Genomic DNA, 17,273 nt, shown 5'->3' with positions numbered 1-17,273 from the left:
GGGATCACCTGTACCGGGCCGAGCAGGCTTGCTCGCCGTTGAGGACGCCGGTGCGGAAGGCCTCCAGGCGCTGGTAGCCGCTCGGCACGGTCTTGCCGTTCACGTCGCTGGCGGCGAGGCCGTCGGTGAGCAGTCCGGAGACGGCCTCGTCGAGGTCACCGGCGGACAGGCGCGGATTACTGTCCGGCTCACTGAGTTCAGTCGTCACCACGCCGGACAGGCACGCGGTGCGTAACCCGGCCGTCTCGGCGCCGGTCACGCTCAGCTTGCGGTCCTGTTGCACAGCAAGGACATACCGCGACACGAAGACGATGAAGGCGTTGTAGTCGCCGTCCACCGCCGCCGAGAGCGGTTCTACTTCGCCCCACATCTGCCCGGCCCGCCGCGCGAGGCCCGGCACGTCGGCGCTGATCGTGTTCGAGCTCGGGCAGTACGACACCGGTTGAGTCGCAGCCGCATTCGGGCAGTTGCGCACCACCCCGGAATAGTCGAATCGCGGCGGCCGACTGGTCGGGAAGATCTCGAGCAGCGCCTGACCCACCATGGTCAGCGATTCGGCATCGACCGGAAGCTGGGCGAACTCCTCACCGGGCAGGAACGAGACGGGCAGGGTGCCGCGCCGCTCCGCGATGTCCTGCGGGGTGATTTTCTTGCAGCCTTGCGCGCCGTCGGCGTAACCGATCTGCACCGCCGTCACCCGTTCGAACGCCGAACCGTGCGCGTTCTGTATATCGCTCGGATCCTGGTCGCGAATGGCCACCGTGGCGGCCAACACGGAGTTGAGTCCGTCGGTGGTATTCAGCGTGAAGTGCGCCGAATCCCCTTCGGCCACATGGCGCAGGAACACACCGGCGAGACAGTCCGCCTGCTGCTCCAGAACGATTGTCGGCGTGCGCATTCCGGCAAGCTTGGCTTGCCCCTGGATGGCGTGGCCGTACTCGTGCGCGAGCACCATCACCACCGCCATCTCGCCGAACTTCTCCACCACCTTCGGCAGCAGCACCCCGCGGTCCCAGCCGATGGTGTGGTCGAGGCTGCAGTAGGCGGCGTTCACCACGTGGTAGGTGTGCTCGCCACAGAACTGGATCGCCTGCTGCCTGGGCGCTCTCGCGTCCCAGGAGTAGAACGTGGTCACCGGGGTGAAGCGGCCGGGGAAGTGCTCGGGATACGCCGCCGTCCAGAATTCCTGTAGGTCGGCGAGGGAGTTGAGCGCGAGTGTGTCGTACCTTCCGCCGTCGCCGTTCACAGCTTCCAATGGCGCGTCCGGCACGCCCTGGCGCGGTCCGTTCGGTCCGTCGGCCGTCATCGATCCGGCGACTTCCCAATCGGTCTCGGTGGTCGGCGCCGTTGCGTTCGGTGCGCTCGGGTTCTCCGTTCCCACGCCACATCCGGCGAGTACCAGACCGAATACCGCTAGCACGGCGACCGCGCCGAACCGCGGCCGTTGTGTCCTCATCATCGCGTCTCCCCGACTACCGGTGCGCGCTCGTCGCGCACGAGGGCCCGGAGCGGGACATACCCGTACGCCGAGCGTTCACACCGTCGTCGCCGCGCCACGCGTGCGGATCGAGAAGACCGGGAAACCCACGCGCGATACCGGTTTCGACCGTGCCTGCGAGATCAGTTCAACCGTACCCGGGCGATCAAGGCGCGATGGTCCGATCCGGGGACACTCAGGGTGCGTACCTCTTCGGCCGTGGCGTCGGCGAGCAACACGTGGTCGATGCCGATGATCGGTCCCCACCGCCGGTCGTCCGGGAACGTCGGCAATAGACCCGCACCCGCCTGGTCGGCCGCGGCGGCGAAGCGGCCGCGCAGCAGGTCGCGATACGCCGCGTGATCGCGCGTCGCGTTGAAATCCGCGCCGACGATCGCGGGACCCTGGTGTGCGTCCAGGATTTCGCGAATCCTGCGCATCTCCACCAGCCAGTCCGCGAAATTGAGCGGCGGCGGAATCGGGTGGAAGGCGAATACCGCGATCGGGCCGCGCTCCGGATGGTCCATCGTCGCGGACACCTGATTCAGGATGAAGCCGTCGTATTTCTTGGTGTCACGCAACGGGTATCGGCTGTAGATCCCGGTGCCGCCACCACCGTCGGCCGTGGGCTGTAGGTACGAATACGGCAGCAGCGCACCGATATCCGCCGCCGCGAGTCGATCGACCGCGGCATTGGTCAGTTCGTTCACGGTCAGCACATCGATCCGGTTGTCCCGCACCGCCTGCAGTACGGCACCCACATCCGCCTGTCCGAACAGCAGATTCGACTGCATCACCGCGACTTCGGGCCCGCTCGCGGCCCGCCCTTCCGGCACGAACGCCGGAGCCAGCGTCCACAACACCACACCGACCAACACCCCGGCGACACCCGCACTGCGCCAGCCCCGCGCGATCAGGAAGAACACCAGCCCGATGATCGCCCCGATCATCAAGTACGACGCCCCCGACGCCAGCAGGGCCAGCGGCCGCCACTGCCACGCCCCGAAATGCAGCACGACCCCGACCGCTCCCATCGCCAGAGCGCACCATCCCACCCCGAGCGCTACTCGCTCCAACCATTTAGGCATGTCCCCGAGCCTATGTGCCGTGTGTGGAGACAATGTGTGCCCACCGTGAAGTTCCCGCGCGCAGCCCCACTCACGATCCACAGCGTGGAAGCATTCGCCGAAAGGGCTCGACACCATGTCCCGTTGATCATGAAGTCGACGGGTGACCGACCGGGCTGCGTCGCTGTCGACGGGCGGGGCATCGACCTAGACTGGGTCGCACGCGACGCGAAGCAGCGGGAGGTGGGCTGGTGTACATCGAGGAATTCCGCGCGGCCGGTGCGCTCACCACCGAGAGCGCCGAAGAGCTGGCGGCGACGGCGGGCCGGTACACCTCGCGAATCACCGTCAGCAGCAACGATCACAGCGTGCACGCCCTCGTACTGCCGTGGTGCTTGGAGGAGCTGCGGCTCCGCGCGGGCAGCACGGTGACGGTGACCGCCGAGCAAGGCCACCGCCCCGACCTCGGCGAAGACCGCCGGGCGATCCGCGCTTTCGTCGACCGCTTCCAGGAACTCGTCGGCAGGTAACCGCACAACGCACAGACGCTCCGCGCCCCACAGGCGATACACCGTCTGTGCCCCCTGCGAAGCGTCTGTGAGATCGGCCCTACTGGCCGAAGACGCGCTCCACCACCGCTTTCGCTCTGCGGGTGACGCGCATGTAGTGGTCGAGGAATTCGCTGCCGTCGTCGTTGGGCCAACCCGCGACGCGGGCGACGGCGGAGAGCAGGCGTCCGGGGCCGGGCAGCTGGTCGGCCGGTTTGCCGCGCACCAGGACCAGTGCGTTGCGGGCCTTGGTCGCGGTGAGCCAAGCGTCCCTGAGCAGGGCGACGTCGGCGGCGTCGAGGAGTTCGTGCTGCTCGATGACGTTCAGCGACTCCAGCGTCGAGGTGTTGTGCAAGCCGATGACGTCGTGCGCGTAGCGCAGCTGCATCAGCTGAACGGTCCATTCGATGTCGGCGAGACCGCCGCGCCCGAGCTTGGTGTGGGTGGCGGGGTTGGCCCCGCGCGGTAGTCGTTCGGCGTCGACGCGAGCCTTGATCCGGCGGATCTCGCGCACCGCTTCGGCCGACACGCCACCCGCCGGGTAGCGCACCTTGTCGATGGTGTGCAGGAAGCGCAGGCCGAGTTGCTGGTCGCCCGCGACCTGGTGGGCCCGCAGCAACGCCTGCACCTCCCACGGCTGTGCCCACTGCTGGTAGTAGGCGGCATAGGCGGCCAGGGTGCGGACCAGCGCGCCGTTGCGTCCCTCGGGGCGCAGCCCGGCGTCCACGTGCAGCGGCGGGTCGGTGCTCGGTGCGCCGAGCAATTGCTGGACCTTGTCGGCGATATTGATCGCCCACTTCACGGCCTTGGTCTCGTCCTCGCCCGGGCGCGGATCGCAGACGAACAGCACGTCGGCATCGGATCCGTAGCCGAGTTCCATGCCGCCGAGCCTGCCCATGCCGATCACCGCGAGGTCGGCGGGTGCGGGGGCGCCCATTTCGGCCTCGCTCGCCCGGATCACCGCCGCGAGTGAGGCTTCCAGCACCGCGACCCACACCGAGGACAGCGCCCGGCAGACCTGCTGCACGTCCAGCATCCCGAGCAGATCGGCCGAGGCGACCCGGGCCAGCTCGTGCCTGCGCAGCGAACGTGCCGCGGCGACAGCGCGTTTCGGGTCGTCGTAGCGGGCCGCGGCCGTCATGATGCCGCGCGCGACGTCTTCGGGCTGCGGGCTGAGCAGCAGCGGACCACCGGGCCCGTCGGCGTACATCCGGATGGTGTCCGGCGCGTTGATCAGCAAGTCGGGCAGGTACTCCGAGGAGCCGAGCACGATCATCAGCCGCTGCGCGATGGCGCCCTCGTCGCGCAGTTCGCGCAGGAACCAGATCTGGTCGTCGAGCCCCTCGGACACCCGCCGGTAGGCGAGCAGCCCCGCGTCGGGATTCGGTGTCTCGCCGAGCCATTCGAGCAGGGTGGGCAGCAGCAGCGCCTGGATTCGGCCCTTGCGTGACACCCCGCCGGTGAGTGCTTTCAGGTGCCCGAGCGCGTGCTGCGGCGCCTGGTAGCCCAGCGCGGCCAACTGCCGGATCGCCGCGTCGGGACTCAGCCGCAATGCGTCCGGCTCCATCTTGACCACCGATTCGAGCAGCGGCCGGTAGAACAGCTTGGCGTGTAACCGCCGCACCCGCACCGCATTTCGGCGGATCTCGGCGGCGAGCACGCCGACCGCGTCCTGCCTGCCGTCCGGCCGGATGTGCGCGGCGCGGGCCAGCCAGCGCATGCCCTCCTCGTCATCCGCCGCGGGCAGGGTGTGCGTGCGCCGCAACCGCTGCAGCTGTAGCCGATGCTCGAGCAGACGCAGGAACTCATAGGACGCGGTGAGATTCGCGGCATCGTCGCGGCCGATGTAGCCGCCGGCGGCCAATGCGGTCAACGCCTCGACGGTGCCCTGCACGTGCAGCGACTCGTCGACCCGTCCGTGCACCAATTGCAGGAGCTGGACGGCGAATTCGACGTCACGCAGGCTGCCGTGCCCCAGCTTCAGCTCGCGCTCGCGCAGATCGGCGGGGACCAGGTCTTCCACCCGCCGCCGCATCGCCTGCACGTCGGCCACGAAGTCCGGGCGTTCGGAGGCCGTCCACACCATCGGCATCAGCGCGTCCCGGTACTTCTCCCCCAGTTCCAGGTCGCCGGTCATCGGCCGGTTCTTCAACAGCGCCTGGAACTCCCAGGTCCGCGCCCACCGCTTGTAGTAGGCGACATGCGATTCCAGCGTGCGCACCAGCGCGCCCGCCTTGCCCTCCGGCCGCAGCGCCGCGTCGACCTCGAAAAAGGCCGCGCTGGCAACGCTCATCATCTCGGCGGCCAGCCGGGTCGCGGTGGCGTCGGCGGGTTCGGCGACGAACACCACGTCGACATCGCTGACGTAGTTCAACTCGCAGGCGCCGCTCTTGCCCATGGCGATCACCGCGAGCCGCACCGGCACCGGCCCGTCCTTGCAGACCCGGGCCACCGCCACCGCGAGCGCCGCGGTCAGCGCCGCGTCCGCCAGTGCGGTGAGATGCCGCCCGACCACCTGGTACGGAAGCACCGGTTCGTTCTCGACGGTGGCGGCGAGGTCGAGCGCCGCGAGCAGCATCAGCTGATCGCGATACCGCTTGCGCAACAGCGCGACCACCTCCGGACCCGACTGACCGGCCCGGAACAGCAACGGCCCCGCATTGGGTCCCTGCTCCGGCACCGCGTCGACCGTGTCGAGCAGGTCGGCGATCAACTCGTCGCGGGTCGGCAGGCCCTTGCGGCGCAGGATCTGCCAGGCCGCCGGGTCGGCGACCAGATGATCGGCGAACGCGCTGGACGAGCCGAGCAAGGCGAACAGCCTGCCCCGCAACGAGGTTTCCGCGCGGATCGCCGAATCCAGTGCCGCCCAATCGGTCCCGAGTTGCTCGTGCAGTTTGATCAGGGTGTTCAGCGCGAGGTCGGCGTCGGGTGCGCGCGACAACGCCCAGAGCACGGGGATACCTTCGACGTTGTCCCAGCCCAATTCGCGCAATGAGGCAGCGGCGGAGGGCTCGAGCAAGCCGAGCCGTCCGACGCTGGGGACAGCCGAGCGAGCAGACGGTGGCCGGACCATAGGTCTCAAATTACATGCTCGACGCTAAGGACTCGCCGCCGCAGAAACATACCTTCGGTACCAGAATGGCCCCGTGCTCAGAGGCCGAGGTACTCCTTGAGCTCGTACGGTGTCACCTGGCTGCGGTAGTCCGCCCACTCCCGGCGCTTGTTGCGCAGGAAGAAGTCGAACACGTGCTCGCCGAGCGTCTCGGCGACCAGTTCGGAGCGCTCCATCGCCTGCAGCGCCTCGTCCAGCGTGCCCGGCAGCTCACGGAAGCCCATCGCGCGCCGCTCGGCCACGGTCAGCGACCACACGTCGTCCTCGGCCTCCGGCGGCAGCGTGTAGCCCTTCTCGATGCCCCGCAGACCGGCCGCCAGCAGCACGGCGAAGGTGAGGTAGGGGTTGCATGCGGAATCTGGGCTGCGGATCTCGACGCGGCGCGAGGAGGACTTGTTCGGCGTGTACATCGGCACCCGGACCAGCGCGGAGCGGTTCGACCGGCCCCACGAGGCCGCGGTCGGCGCTTCGCCGCCGTGGATGAGCCGCTTGTAGGAATTCACCCACTGGTTGCTGATCGCGCTGATCTCCGGCGCGTGCTCGAGGATGCCCGCGATGAACGCCCGCGCGGTGTCGGACAGGTTGATCGGGTCGTCCGGATCGTGGAAGGCGTTCGCCTCGCCCTCGAACAGGCTCATGTGGGTGTGCATCGCCGAGCCGGGGTACTGGGCGAACGGCTTGGGCATGAACGTCGCGCGCACGCCCTCGTCGATGGCCACTTCCTTGATCAGGTAGCGGAAGGTCATCACGTTGTCGGCCATGGACAGCGCGTCGGCGTAGCGCAGGTCGATCTCCTGCTGGCCGGGCGCGCCCTCGTGGTGGCTGAACTCCACCGAGATGCCCATCGACTCGAGCGCGTCGATGGCGTGGCGGCGGAAATTGGGGGCCGAATCGTGCACGGCCTGGTCGAAGAAGCCGCCCGAATCGGCCGGGGTCGGCTGCGAGCCGTCCTGTGGGCCGTTCTCCAGCAGGAAGAACTCGATCTCCGGGTGCACGTAGCAGCTGAAGCCGACGTCACCGGCCTTGTTCAGCTGGCGGCGCAGCACGTGGCGCGGGTCGGCCCAGGACGGCGAGCCGTCGGGCATGGTGATGTCGCAGAACATCCGCGCGGAGTGCTGGTGGCCCTTGCTGGTGGCCCACGGCAGCACCTGGAAGGTGGACGGATCCGGCCGAGCGACCATGTCGGCCTCCGACACTCTGGCGAAGCCTTCGATGGCCGAGCCGTCGAAGCCGATGCCCTCCTCGAAAGCACCCTCGAGCTCGGCGGGAGCGATCGCGACGGACTTCAGGTAACCCAAGACGTCGGTGAACCAGAGACGTACGAAGCGGATATCCCGCTCTTCGAGCGTCCGCAGCACGAATTCCTTCTGGCGATCCATGTCCGCGAGCGTAAGCACCTGGCGTTAAATCCGTGTTACATACACGCTGAGTGTGCTGTGCTTGTTGCGGGAAAAAGATGTCACCGCCCGTTCGGTGCGCAGGTGAGGCCCGGCGCCGGCTCCGTCAGGTCGACCAGATAGTCGATCACCGCACGGTCGACGCACGATGAGCCGCCGGACAACGCGATGGTATGCCGGTTGCCCTGGAAGGTCACCAGAGACGCGCCGAGCTGCGCGGCCAGCTCGACACCGGCCTGGTAGGGCGTCGCCGGGTCGTCGGTGGTCGACACGACCACCGTCTTCGGTAGTCCGGTCACCGAAATACGGTGCGGGTCACTGGTGTTCGGTACCGGCCAGACCGTGCACTGGTCCAGCGGGGCCGCGCCGGTGCCGCGGCCGTCGTCCAGGAACGGCGCCGCCTTGCGGTATTCGGCGTCCTGCTTGGCGGTGATCTCCCGGTCGCTGATGCGCGGATCGTCCACGCAGCGAATGGCATTGAACGCGTCGGTGGTGTTGCTGTAGGTGCCGTCGTCGCGGCGGCCGTCGTAGAGGTCGGCCAGTTGCAGCAGGGTGTCGCCGCGACCGTCGCGCAGTTCGGACAGGCCGAGGGTGAGTACCGGCCACATATCGTTGCTGTAGAGCGCCTGCCGCACGCCGGTGAGCGCGTCACCGTAGTTGAGTCCGCGCGGATCGGTGGTCGCTACGGGCTTGTCCCACAACGGATTCACCAGCTCACGGAATCGCCGCACCGCCTGTGCCGGGTCGGTGCCGAGCGGGCACTCACCCTTGCTCACGCAGTCCGCCGCGTAGGCGTCGAACACCTTCTGGAAGCCCTCCGCCTGGCGCAGTGACTCCTGCACCGGGTCCTGCGAGGAGTCGATGGCGCCGTCCAGCACCAGGGCGCGCACGTGGTCGGGGAACTTCTCGGCGTACGCCGAGCCGATCTTGGTGCCGTACGAGTAACCCAGGTAGCTGAGTTTCGCGTCGCCGAGCGCCGCCCGCATCACGTCCAGATCCCGCACCACCTCGCGGGTGCCGACGTGGGCGAGGAATTCCTTGCCCGTGCGTTCGGTGCAGCGCTGCGCGTACTCCCGGTTCTCGTCCTCCGCCTCGGCAATGCCCTGGGGCGTGTTGTCCTTCGGCCGTTCGGCCCGCTCGGCGTCCTGCTCCTGTGCGGTCTCGCAGACGATGGCCGGGGTCGACGAGCCGACGCCGCGCGGGTCGAAGCCGACCCGATCGAAGCGTTCGGCCAGCCGGGTCTTGTTGCCGAGCGCCGACATGGTCAGACCCGACTCCCCCGGCCCGCCGGGGTTCATCAGCAGCGAACCGATCCGTTTCCCGGTCGCTTTCATCCGGGATACCGCGATCTGCGCGGTCGCCCCGTCCGGCGCGGCGTAGTCGATCGGAACGTTGATCCGCGCGCATTCCGCGTTGGGCGCGAAGCGGTCGTCCTGGGCGCCGAAGCCTTGGCAACTGCCCCACTGGATCGTCTGCGTGTAGAACTTCGTCAGCTCGGCGGGCGGTGTCGGCAGCGGCCCCTGCGGCTCGTCCCTGGCGATCGTGCACCCAGCCGCCAGCACCGCCAGCACCGCCACCATCAGCGCACCGCGCCCACTCCGCACCAAAGCCATGCTCTGATAGTGGCAGCTCGCCCGCTCGGCAGGGTCAACGCACCGGTCAGACGCACCGAAGCGGCCCCCGGGGACACCCGCAAGCCGCCCGGTCGTGTGACCAATTGCATCGGTCGCGGGGGTTAATGCGGCCCGGTGAGAGCTGGCACACTGGAATTCGTCAGACGAACCCGGGGACCCGGATGGGCCCCGAGGAGACACCAGACGAAAGGGACGATGATGTCCGTATCCGATTCGGAAACCCCTGCCTACGGTGCGGCACCCAGCCAGCCCAAAAAGGCGCGCAAGACCAGGGTGCACCATCTGCAGCAGATGAAGGCCGACGGCGAGCGCTGGGCCATGCTCACCGCCTACGACTACTCCTCGGCCCGGCTGTTCGAAGAAGCAGGCATTCCGGTGCTGCTGGTCGGCGATTCCGCGGCCAATGTGGTCTACGGCTACGACACCACCGTGCCGATCACCGTTGAAGAACTCGTCCCGCTGGTGCGCGGCGTGGTACGCGGCGCACCGCACGCGCTGGTGGTGGCCGACCTGCCGTTCGGCACCTACGAGTCCTCGCCGCAGCAGGCGCTGGCCACCGCGACCAGGTTCATGAAGGAGGGCCAGGCGCACGCGGTGAAGCTGGAGGGCGGCGAGCGGGTCGCCGAGCAGATCGCCATGATCACCTCGGCGGGCATTCCGGTGATGGCGCACATCGGTTTCACCCCGCAGAGCGTCAATACCTTGGGCGGGTTCCGGGTGCAGGGTCGCGGCGACGGCGCCGAGCAGCTCATCGCCGACGCCATCGCGGTGCAGGAGGCGGGTGCGTTCTCGGTAGTCATGGAGATGGTGCCCGCCGAGCTGGCCGCCCAGGTCACCCGCAAGCTGACCATTCCGACCGTCGGCATCGGCGCGGGCGCGGAAACCGATGCGCAGGTGCTGGTTTGGCAGGACATGGCGGGTTACACCAGCGGCAAGACCGCCAAGTTCGTCAAGCGGTTCGGCAATGTCGGTGACGAACTGCGCACCGCCGCGGCCGCTTACGCCGAAGAGGTCCGCCGGGGCACCTACCCGGGTCCCGAGCACAGCTTCTAGAACCTCGGCGGCAAGTGGATCGGCCGAGTGGTGCGCGCCTGCCGCACTACTCGGCCCAGCCGGTCGAAACGGGCCGGGTCGGCAAAACAATGGCAGACTCGATGCGGACATTGACGTTACGAGCAGAGGTACCGATGCCGCACAGCCGTTGGATTTCACGCAGCACCCTGCTGCTGGCGGGCGTTTTCGCCGCCGCAGCACTGACCGCATGTGGAAGCGAGTCGAACCCGGCTCCGACCGGGAGCACGAGCTCGACGACGTCGGCCCCGGCGACCAGCAAGCCGGGCGGCACCGCGGGCACCAACAAGCCGGGCACCCCCGAGATCTCCGACGCAGCGGCCGCGCAGCTCTGCGACATGATCAGGCCGGAGCTGTCGAACTGGCGGGTGCAGGGTCCGACGCTCGGCAAGATCGGGCTCAACGCGCTGGTGCACGAGTGGGCGCTGCGCAACGGCGGCATCAACGGCGCGGTGCTGGCCGACAAGCCGGTCGTCGACCGCCTCACCACCAAGAGCTGTGCCGACGTGCACAAGCAGGCGATCGAAGCGCTGGAACTGCCGGACCTCGCCGCCGGACTCGCGTTCTGATGGGCGACGCGGCACGGCGGACGCTGTACCCCGAGATCGAGCCCTACGACACCGGCCAGCTCGACGTCGGTGCCGGCCAGTCGGTGTACTGGGAGGTCAGCGGCAACCCCGACGGCAAGCCGGTGGTGTTCCTGCACGGCGGCCCCGGCGGCGGCACCTCGCCGTACCACCGGCAGTTCTTCGACCCGGCGGCCTACCGGATCGTGTTGCTCGATCAGCGCGGCTGCGGACGTTCCACCCCGCATTTGGCCGAGGGCGCGAGCCTGGCGACCAACACCACCCAGCACCTGATCGCCGACATCGAGGCGCTGCGTACGCATCTCGGCGTCGACCGCTGGCAGGTGTTCGGCGGCTCGTGGGGTTCCACCCTCGCGCTCGCCTACGCCGAGACGCATCCGGACCGGGTGACCGAGCTGGTGCTACGCGGCATTTTTCTGTTGCGCCGCAAGGAAATCGACTGGTTCTACAACGGCCCCGCGGGCTGCGTGTACCCCGACGAGTGGGAGAAATTCCTCGCGCCGGTGCCGGAAGCCGAGCGTGGTGAGGATCTGGTAGAGGTCTATCACCGGCTGTTGCACTCCCCCGACGAGGAGGTCGCGCTCGCGGCCGCCGTCGCCTGGTCCACCTGGGAGGGGGCGACCAGTACGCTGCTGCCGCAACCGGATCGGGTCGCCGAGACCGCCGAGCCACGGTTCGCGCTCGCGTTCGCGCGGATCGAGAACCATTACTTCCGCAACGGCGGCTTCCTCGATGAAGGCCAGCTGCTGCGCGACATCGGCGCCATCTCGCACATCCCGACGGTGATCGTGCAGGGCCGCCACGACATCGTCTGCCCCGCGGTGAGCGCCTGGGATCTGCACAAAGCGCTGCCGGGCTCGGAATTGCACATCGTGGACGACGCCGGGCATGCGGCCAACGAACCGGGCATCACCCATCATCTGGTCGAAGCCACCGACCGATTCGCGAAGGCGGGTTAACCATGACGGCCACAGCGGGCGAGGCGATTGTCGAGGCACTGCGCGACAATGTGGACCGGCTGCTGGCCGCCGAACCCGAGGTGCGCGCCGACGAACCCGATTCGGTGCATCAGATGCGGGTGGCGACGCGCAGGCTGCGCAGCGTGCTGCGGTCCTATCGCGGGCTGTTCGACCGCGCGCGGGCCAAGGCGATGGGCGATGAGCTCAAGTGGCTGGCCGGTGTCCTCGGCGTCGCCCGCGATGCCGAGGTGCGCGCCGAACGTTTCGAGGCGCTGCTCGCCGAACACGGCGAGCAGTCGGATCATTCGGCCGAGGAAATCAAAGCGGTGACCGCCCGGCTGGTCACCGCCGAACACGACCGGTACTCCGCCGCCCACGCCGACGTACTGCTGGCGGTGGACAGCAGGCGCTACCACGAGCTGCGTGACGAACTCACCCAGTGGCGCACCGATCCACCCCTGCGCTCCTCGCGTGCCAAGGTCCCCGCGGCGGACTTCTTCGGCGTAGTACTGGAACGCGACCGCGAACGCGTCGAAGAGCTCATCCAGCGGGAAACCACCGTGACCCCGGCCGACCGGGTGGAGCTGCTGCACGATATCCGCAAGAGCGCCAAACGATTACGGTACTCATGTGAAGCCGCCGAACCGGTCCTCGGCGAAGACGCCAGCGAACGCGGCAGCCGGGCGAAACGCTTACAAACCGTCCTGGGCGATCATCGCGACGCCGTCGAGTCCCAACACGCTATCTACGGCACCGCCGCGGACGCGGGCGCCGCGGGCGAGGAAACCGCGCTCTACCGAGTACTGGCCGGTGCCGAAGACGCGGCCGCCCGCAAGGCACTCACCCGCTACGCCGAGGCCGCCGCGGCCGTAACCGCCGACTGATCCACCCCCGGTGCACACCCTTTCCGGGGCCACACACCCCCGTGTACTGGGTGTGCGCCGGGGGTGGCGGCTTACACCGGATAGGCGAAGGCGATCTTGCGGGTGGCCGGGTCGGCGGAGACCAGGCGGACCCGGACGGTCGCGCCTTCCGGTGGTTCGCCCGCGCAGGGGCCGAGGACCGGTGGGTCGGCGACGAAGATCTCCGCGGGGCGGTTGCTGTTGGCTTCGCGCACCACCACCGCGTCGAACTCGCTGCCCGCCCGTTCCGCGAGCAGGGTCGACTCGGTGAGGTCGATACAGGCCCGTTCCACCTTGCCCGCGATCGCGTCACTGCGCCGCATGGTGTCGGCGGTGGCGGCCAATCCGTCGGTAACCCATTGCGGCACTTCGGTTCCGGCGCAGCGGGCCAGACAGATCTCGGTGGTGAACCGGTCGGTCAGCCTGCGCAGCGGCGCGGTGACGTGGGCGTACGGTGCGCGGATCGCGCTGTGCTGCAAGCTTTCCGGGGTGACCGCCGCGGTGTCCCCGTCCAGCACGGTGTAGGACGCGCCACGCAACAGGCTCGTTGCCTCCGACATCAGGACGAGCGCGGCGGGTGTGTTCGGATCCAGCCCGGCCAGCATCTGCCCGACCGACTGCTCCTCCGGCCACCGCACACCCAACGCCGCCGCGGTGCGGCGCATGGACGCGATCGCCGATTCGGCGGGCGGCGGCATGGTGCGCAGCAGCGCGGGCGCGCCCGCGTCGATCATGATGCGCGCCGCGCACATCCCGGTCAGTAGTGAAACCTGCTCGTTCCAGTCGTCCGCCGCAGTGCGTGGTTCGACGATCAGGCGCCAATGACCATCCGAATTACCGGACCGGACGATGGCTTGCGCAGGCAACCGCAGCCCGATCGCGCCACGCACCAACCCGGCTTCGATGCGCCGCGTGCCGAATTCCGGCAGGGCCGCGATCGAGGGGTGTAGCCGGTCGGCGTCGGCATCGGCCTGCACGCCGGCGTAGTCGAGCCTGGCCCGCGACCGGACCAGTGCCCGCTGCACCGAAAAGTGTTGGGGTTCAGCGTTTTCGTCGAGTTCGATGGTCCACAGCGCGGCGGGCCGCTGCTGCTCGGGCAGCAGGCTCGCGGTGCCTTCCGAGAGCACCGGCGGATGCAGCGGCACGGTGCCGTCGGGCAGGTAGAAGGTTTGCCCGCGAGCGCTCGACTCCTTGGCCAGCGCGCCGTCGGGATCGATCACGGCACCGACATCGGCGATGGCGTAGTGCAGGAGAAAGCCGGTGCCGGTGCGTTCGAGATGCAGGGCCTGGTCCAGATCCATGGCCCCCGGCGGGTCGATCGTCACGAACGGGATGTCGGTGCGATCGGCCCGGTCGCCCGCGAACGCGTCGGACGCGTCGCGGGCTTCCGCGGTGGCCTCGGCGGGATACGCCGAGGCCAGGCCGAACTCGGAACGGATGGCGCCGAAATCTACCGGCGCCGAGACGATCCGTTGATGCAATTCCACGCTGTCGGTGCCAGACCTACTGCAGCGCCAGCATGGTGCCGTTCAACGAGTCCAGCGGACCGTACACGGTGAAGGTGACACGTCCGCCGACCGACGACGACACGGTCGCCGCCGCGTCCAGCGCCTGACCGAACGACGGAGCCGACGGATGGGGCAGGCGGCCGATGGTCTGTCCGAAATGGTTCTGGGCGACCCAGGCCGTATCAGCGGGGCTGAGGTCGACCTGAACCCCACCCGGCAGCGGCGTCACCGCTACGGCACCGGCGGAACCGGCACCCATCATGGCGAAAACCGAAGCAGCCCCGGCGATCAACGCGCCGGCGACCAGTGAGCGAACAATCCGCATATGAGTTGAGACCTGCTTTCCCGCATTCGAAGTGTGAAGGGCTCGTCGCGCCCAGCAACGGGCCTTGCCAACGCGCACTACTTTATGACGTCGATCACGGTCCGGCTAGTTACCTGCGGATCGGCCCGGCGAGTTCACCGAACCGGCATGCCCGCGACGTGGCTGCTAACGTTGCCCGCCGTAGCGGGTCTCACATTTCGCCCGCACATTCCGAAATGTCCCGTACGTCGACAATTGGGAGTTCCACAGCTATGTCAACGATTCTGTTCGACTACCTGATGCCGCTGATCGGTGCGGACCAGGCAGCCCACTGGGCCCAGATCTTCGTCATCGCGCCGGTCTGACCCACAAGTCTTCGGCCACAACCTGTCGCCTCCCGTTAACCTGACGGGAGGCGACTTTGGTCCTGGGCAGCTAGCATCCCGCTCCGTGATCAGAACTACCGCCGCTCTCGCGGCCAGCGCCACCCTCTGTGCCCTGCTCCTCACCGGCTGCGGGGACGACAAAGCCTCCAGTGCCGCCCCCGCTTCCTCGGCTCCCGCGGCGCAGTCGAGCGGCGACGCGCAAGTCGTCGACAATGTGAAGGCCGGTGCGTTCGTCGTCAGCTTCCGCGGCGCGTTCCCGAAACTGGCCGACGGCAAGGACGACACGAAGATCGCCACCATCCTCAGCGACAGCTGCAAGGAGCTCAAGGGGGGCAAGTCCGAGGACGAGATCGTCACCAGCATCGTCAAGCGGGCGTCCGGCAAGGTCGAGGCGTCGCCCGAGGAGGCGAAGGCCGTCTACCAGATGGCCAAGATGATGTGCTGAGCTAACGCTCCTTCAACCACGGCAGGTAGCCGGGCAGGTATTTCAGCAGATAGCCGATCGCGATCATGCTGATGATGGCGATGACGGGGATGAGCACGGACATCGCTCGGTCCTTACGTTGTGCCGATGCGGGTCGTACGGCGCCGTTGAAAAACGCGTCGGCCGTACCCGTATCGGTATACGCCGGTCGGGTCACTCGCGGGTGCTGTTTCCCTTCGCGCTCGGCGAGTCGTCCGGCGGATCGAGTTGGCGCCGCTCTGGCGTTGCGGGTATCGCCGCCGGTTCTTCGGTCGCCGGTTCCGGTACCGCCGCCTGTTCCGCTGGCTTCGTGCCCTGTGCTGGCTGGGTGCCGCTCTGCGTCTGGGTACTGCCCGGTGCCGGCTGCGTGCTGCGTTCGAGGAAGCGCAGCAACTCCACCGGGAACGGCAGTACCAAGGTCGAATTCTTCTCCGCGGCAACCTGAACGACAGTCTCCAACAACCGCAATTGCAGCGCGGCAGGCGACTCCGACATCTGCGCGCCCGCCTGTGCCAGCATTTCGGAGGCCTGCAACTCGCCCTCGGCCGAGATGACGCGGGCCCGGCGTTCCCGTTCCGCCTCGGCCTGCCGCGACATCGAGCGCTTCAGCGAATCCGGTATCGACACATCCTTGATCTCCACCCGATCGATGTGGATGCCCCAGCCGAGGGCCGGGCTGTCGATCATGATCTCCAGCCCCTTGTTCAGCTCTTCCCGGTTGCCGAGCAAGCTGTCCAGATCGCTCTTGCCGATGATCGAACGCAACGATGTCTGCGCGACCTGCCCGACGGCGAACAGATAGTTCTGCACCTCCACCACCGCGGGCACCGGGTCGAACACCCGGAAGTAGACGACGGCGTCCACCCGCACCGTCACGTTGTCGCGGGTGATGCCATCCTGCGCCGGGACCGGCATGGTGACGATCTGCATCGACACCTTGCGCATCTTGTCGACGAACGGAATCAGGAAGCGCAGCCCGGGTTCTCGCGTCCCGACCACCCTGCCGAACCGGAATACCAGCCCCTTCTCGAATTGCGCGACCACCCGCGCACTCTTGGCCGTCAGCACCCCGACGGCCACCGAGCCCGCACCGATGATGCCGCCGAGAACAACGAGAATGTCCATGCCAGGCCCCGCTACCCGAATCGCGCCCGTATGCGACACCGGGCGGGCGCCCGGGCGCTCAGGCCCCGCGGCTACCTCCATCATGGCACCGCGCGAGCGCTCCCGACAGGCAGACAAACGCGGATGCCCACCGGGCCGGAGCCGTACGATCGTGTTCTGTACCAATGTAATCGGGGGAAGGACTCACCGTGGATCAGTCGGAATCGGACGCGAAATCAGCTGGCGCGCCCTTCGTGCCTGCGCCGGGAGCAGCTTCGGTTCCGCCTGGACCCGTACCTCCAAGGCCGTCGGCCGGGCCCACGCCGACTGGGATCCCCAGCCCGGGCGGCATACCCGACTACATTCTGGATTGGTCGGCGTTCACCGCACTGGCTCCGCTGGCCGCGGTCTACGGGAAGGCGTTCCTGGAAAGACTGGCCGAACGCACCGCCGACGGCGTAATGGACGCGCCGGGAAAGCTGCGCCGACGCTGGCTGCGGCGCCGTCGACCGGGTAGCCGAACCCCCGACATCGCCGCGGTGCTCGAGACCGAGGACGGGCGCGGCGCGGCCATCCTGGTGACCGCCGACCTGCCTGACGAGGCGCGGTTGGCCCTACTCGATCTGAATCCCGCCGATCCGGCCCTGCGGGGCCGGATTCTGGGATGGGACAACGATCTTCGGCAATGGGTTCCCATCGATCCGGACGGTGACCCGATCACTCCGCCCGAGCACCTTCAGGACTGAGCCCGTCG

15 protein-coding genes are annotated in these 17,273 nt (G+C 68.3%); 7 read left to right on the top strand and 8 right to left on the bottom strand.

Annotated elements, in window-relative coordinates; genetic code table 11:
- Positions 1–4: 4 nt before the first annotated feature.
- On the bottom strand, positions 5–1,459 hold the full coding sequence (locus tag ACFK0J_RS11360; RefSeq protein ID WP_378739169.1) for a metallopeptidase: 1,455 nt from the start codon (positions 1,457–1,459) through the stop codon (positions 5–7).
- 161 nt (positions 1,460–1,620) lie between these two features.
- Positions 1,621–2,565 carry an endonuclease/exonuclease/phosphatase family protein gene (locus ACFK0J_RS11355; protein WP_378739167.1) on the bottom strand — a complete coding sequence of 315 codons (945 nt, stop codon included), beginning with the start codon at positions 2,563–2,565 and terminating at the stop codon, positions 1,621–1,623.
- Between the two features lie 230 nt (positions 2,566–2,795).
- Here ACFK0J_RS11355 and ACFK0J_RS11350 point away from each other — a divergent pair, with 230 nt between their 5' ends.
- Complete coding sequence (locus tag ACFK0J_RS11350) at positions 2,796–3,074, top strand: hypothetical protein (RefSeq protein ID WP_378739165.1); 279 nt, start codon at positions 2,796–2,798, stop codon at positions 3,072–3,074.
- 79 nt (positions 3,075–3,153) lie between these two features.
- Here ACFK0J_RS11350 and ACFK0J_RS11345 read toward each other — a convergent pair whose 3' ends face one another.
- From ACFK0J_RS11345 to ACFK0J_RS11335, 3 genes are all read right to left on the bottom strand, one after another.
- The gene (locus ACFK0J_RS11345) at positions 3,154–6,165 is read right to left on the bottom strand and encodes a bifunctional [glutamine synthetase] adenylyltransferase/[glutamine synthetase]-adenylyl-L-tyrosine phosphorylase (protein ID WP_378739163.1); all 3,012 of its coding nucleotides are present in this window, start codon (positions 6,163–6,165) and stop codon (positions 3,154–3,156) included.
- A 77-nt stretch (positions 6,166–6,242) separates the two neighbouring features.
- On the bottom strand, positions 6,243–7,583 hold the full coding sequence (locus tag ACFK0J_RS11340) for a glutamine synthetase family protein (RefSeq protein WP_218475684.1): 1,341 nt from the start codon (positions 7,581–7,583) through the stop codon (positions 6,243–6,245).
- 80 nt (positions 7,584–7,663) lie between these two features.
- Positions 7,664–9,214, bottom strand: a complete 1,551-nt coding sequence (locus ACFK0J_RS11335) for an alpha/beta hydrolase (RefSeq protein ID WP_378739160.1) — start codon at positions 9,212–9,214, stop codon at positions 7,664–7,666.
- Positions 9,215–9,433: 219 nt separating this feature from the next.
- Here ACFK0J_RS11335 and panB point away from each other — a divergent pair, with 219 nt between their 5' ends.
- The 4 genes from panB (at position 9,434) to ACFK0J_RS11315 (ending at position 12,736) form a co-directional block, all read left to right on the top strand.
- Positions 9,434–10,288 (top strand): 3-methyl-2-oxobutanoate hydroxymethyltransferase, encoded by an 855-nt coding sequence (panB, locus tag ACFK0J_RS11330; RefSeq protein ID WP_378742761.1) that lies wholly within the window; start codon positions 9,434–9,436, stop codon positions 10,286–10,288.
- Between the two features lie 134 nt (positions 10,289–10,422).
- The gene (locus ACFK0J_RS11325) at positions 10,423–10,875 is read left to right on the top strand and encodes a hypothetical protein (RefSeq protein WP_378739158.1); all 453 of its coding nucleotides are present in this window, start codon (positions 10,423–10,425) and stop codon (positions 10,873–10,875) included.
- Positions 10,875–11,852 (top strand): prolyl aminopeptidase, encoded by a 978-nt coding sequence (gene pip / locus ACFK0J_RS11320; RefSeq protein WP_378739156.1) that lies wholly within the window; start codon positions 10,875–10,877, stop codon positions 11,850–11,852. Before ACFK0J_RS11325 ends, pip begins: the two co-directional genes overlap by 1 nt.
- Before the next feature lie 2 nt (positions 11,853–11,854).
- Entirely contained in the window at positions 11,855–12,736 is an 882-nt protein-coding gene (locus ACFK0J_RS11315; protein WP_378739154.1) for a CHAD domain-containing protein, read from the top strand.
- A 71-nt stretch (positions 12,737–12,807) separates the two neighbouring features.
- Here ACFK0J_RS11315 and ACFK0J_RS11310 read toward each other — a convergent pair whose 3' ends face one another.
- Both ACFK0J_RS11310 and ACFK0J_RS11305 read right to left on the bottom strand, forming a co-directional pair.
- A complete protein-coding gene (locus ACFK0J_RS11310; protein ID WP_378739153.1) occupies positions 12,808–14,241 on the bottom strand; it encodes an RNB domain-containing ribonuclease in 1,434 nt (477 codons plus the stop codon).
- A 16-nt stretch (positions 14,242–14,257) separates the two neighbouring features.
- A complete protein-coding gene (locus tag ACFK0J_RS11305) occupies positions 14,258–14,587 on the bottom strand; it encodes a hypothetical protein (protein ID WP_218475672.1) in 330 nt (109 codons plus the stop codon).
- A gap of 429 nt (positions 14,588–15,016) precedes the next feature.
- Here ACFK0J_RS11305 and ACFK0J_RS11300 point away from each other — a divergent pair, with 429 nt between their 5' ends.
- The gene (locus tag ACFK0J_RS11300; protein ID WP_378739151.1) at positions 15,017–15,397 is read left to right on the top strand and encodes a hypothetical protein; all 381 of its coding nucleotides are present in this window, start codon (positions 15,017–15,019) and stop codon (positions 15,395–15,397) included.
- A gap of 192 nt (positions 15,398–15,589) precedes the next feature.
- Here the strand turns inward: ACFK0J_RS11300 and ACFK0J_RS11295 are convergent, their stop codons facing one another.
- Positions 15,590–16,540 carry a slipin family protein gene (locus ACFK0J_RS11295; protein ID WP_378739149.1) on the bottom strand — a complete coding sequence of 317 codons (951 nt, stop codon included), beginning with the start codon at positions 16,538–16,540 and terminating at the stop codon, positions 15,590–15,592.
- Between the two features lie 188 nt (positions 16,541–16,728).
- Between ACFK0J_RS11295 and ACFK0J_RS11290 the strand changes: the two genes are divergently transcribed.
- Entirely contained in the window at positions 16,729–17,265 is a 537-nt protein-coding gene (locus tag ACFK0J_RS11290; protein WP_378739147.1) for a hypothetical protein, read from the top strand.
- The last annotated feature ends 8 nt before the right edge of the window (positions 17,266–17,273 follow it).

The sequence above is a fragment of the Nocardia brasiliensis genome (genome assembly GCF_042691675.1).
GTDB lineage: Bacteria > Actinomycetota > Actinomycetes > Mycobacteriales > Mycobacteriaceae > Nocardia > Nocardia brasiliensis_D.
Note: the sequence above shows the minus strand (reverse complement) of the source record. Positions and strands in the feature narration are given on the sequence as shown.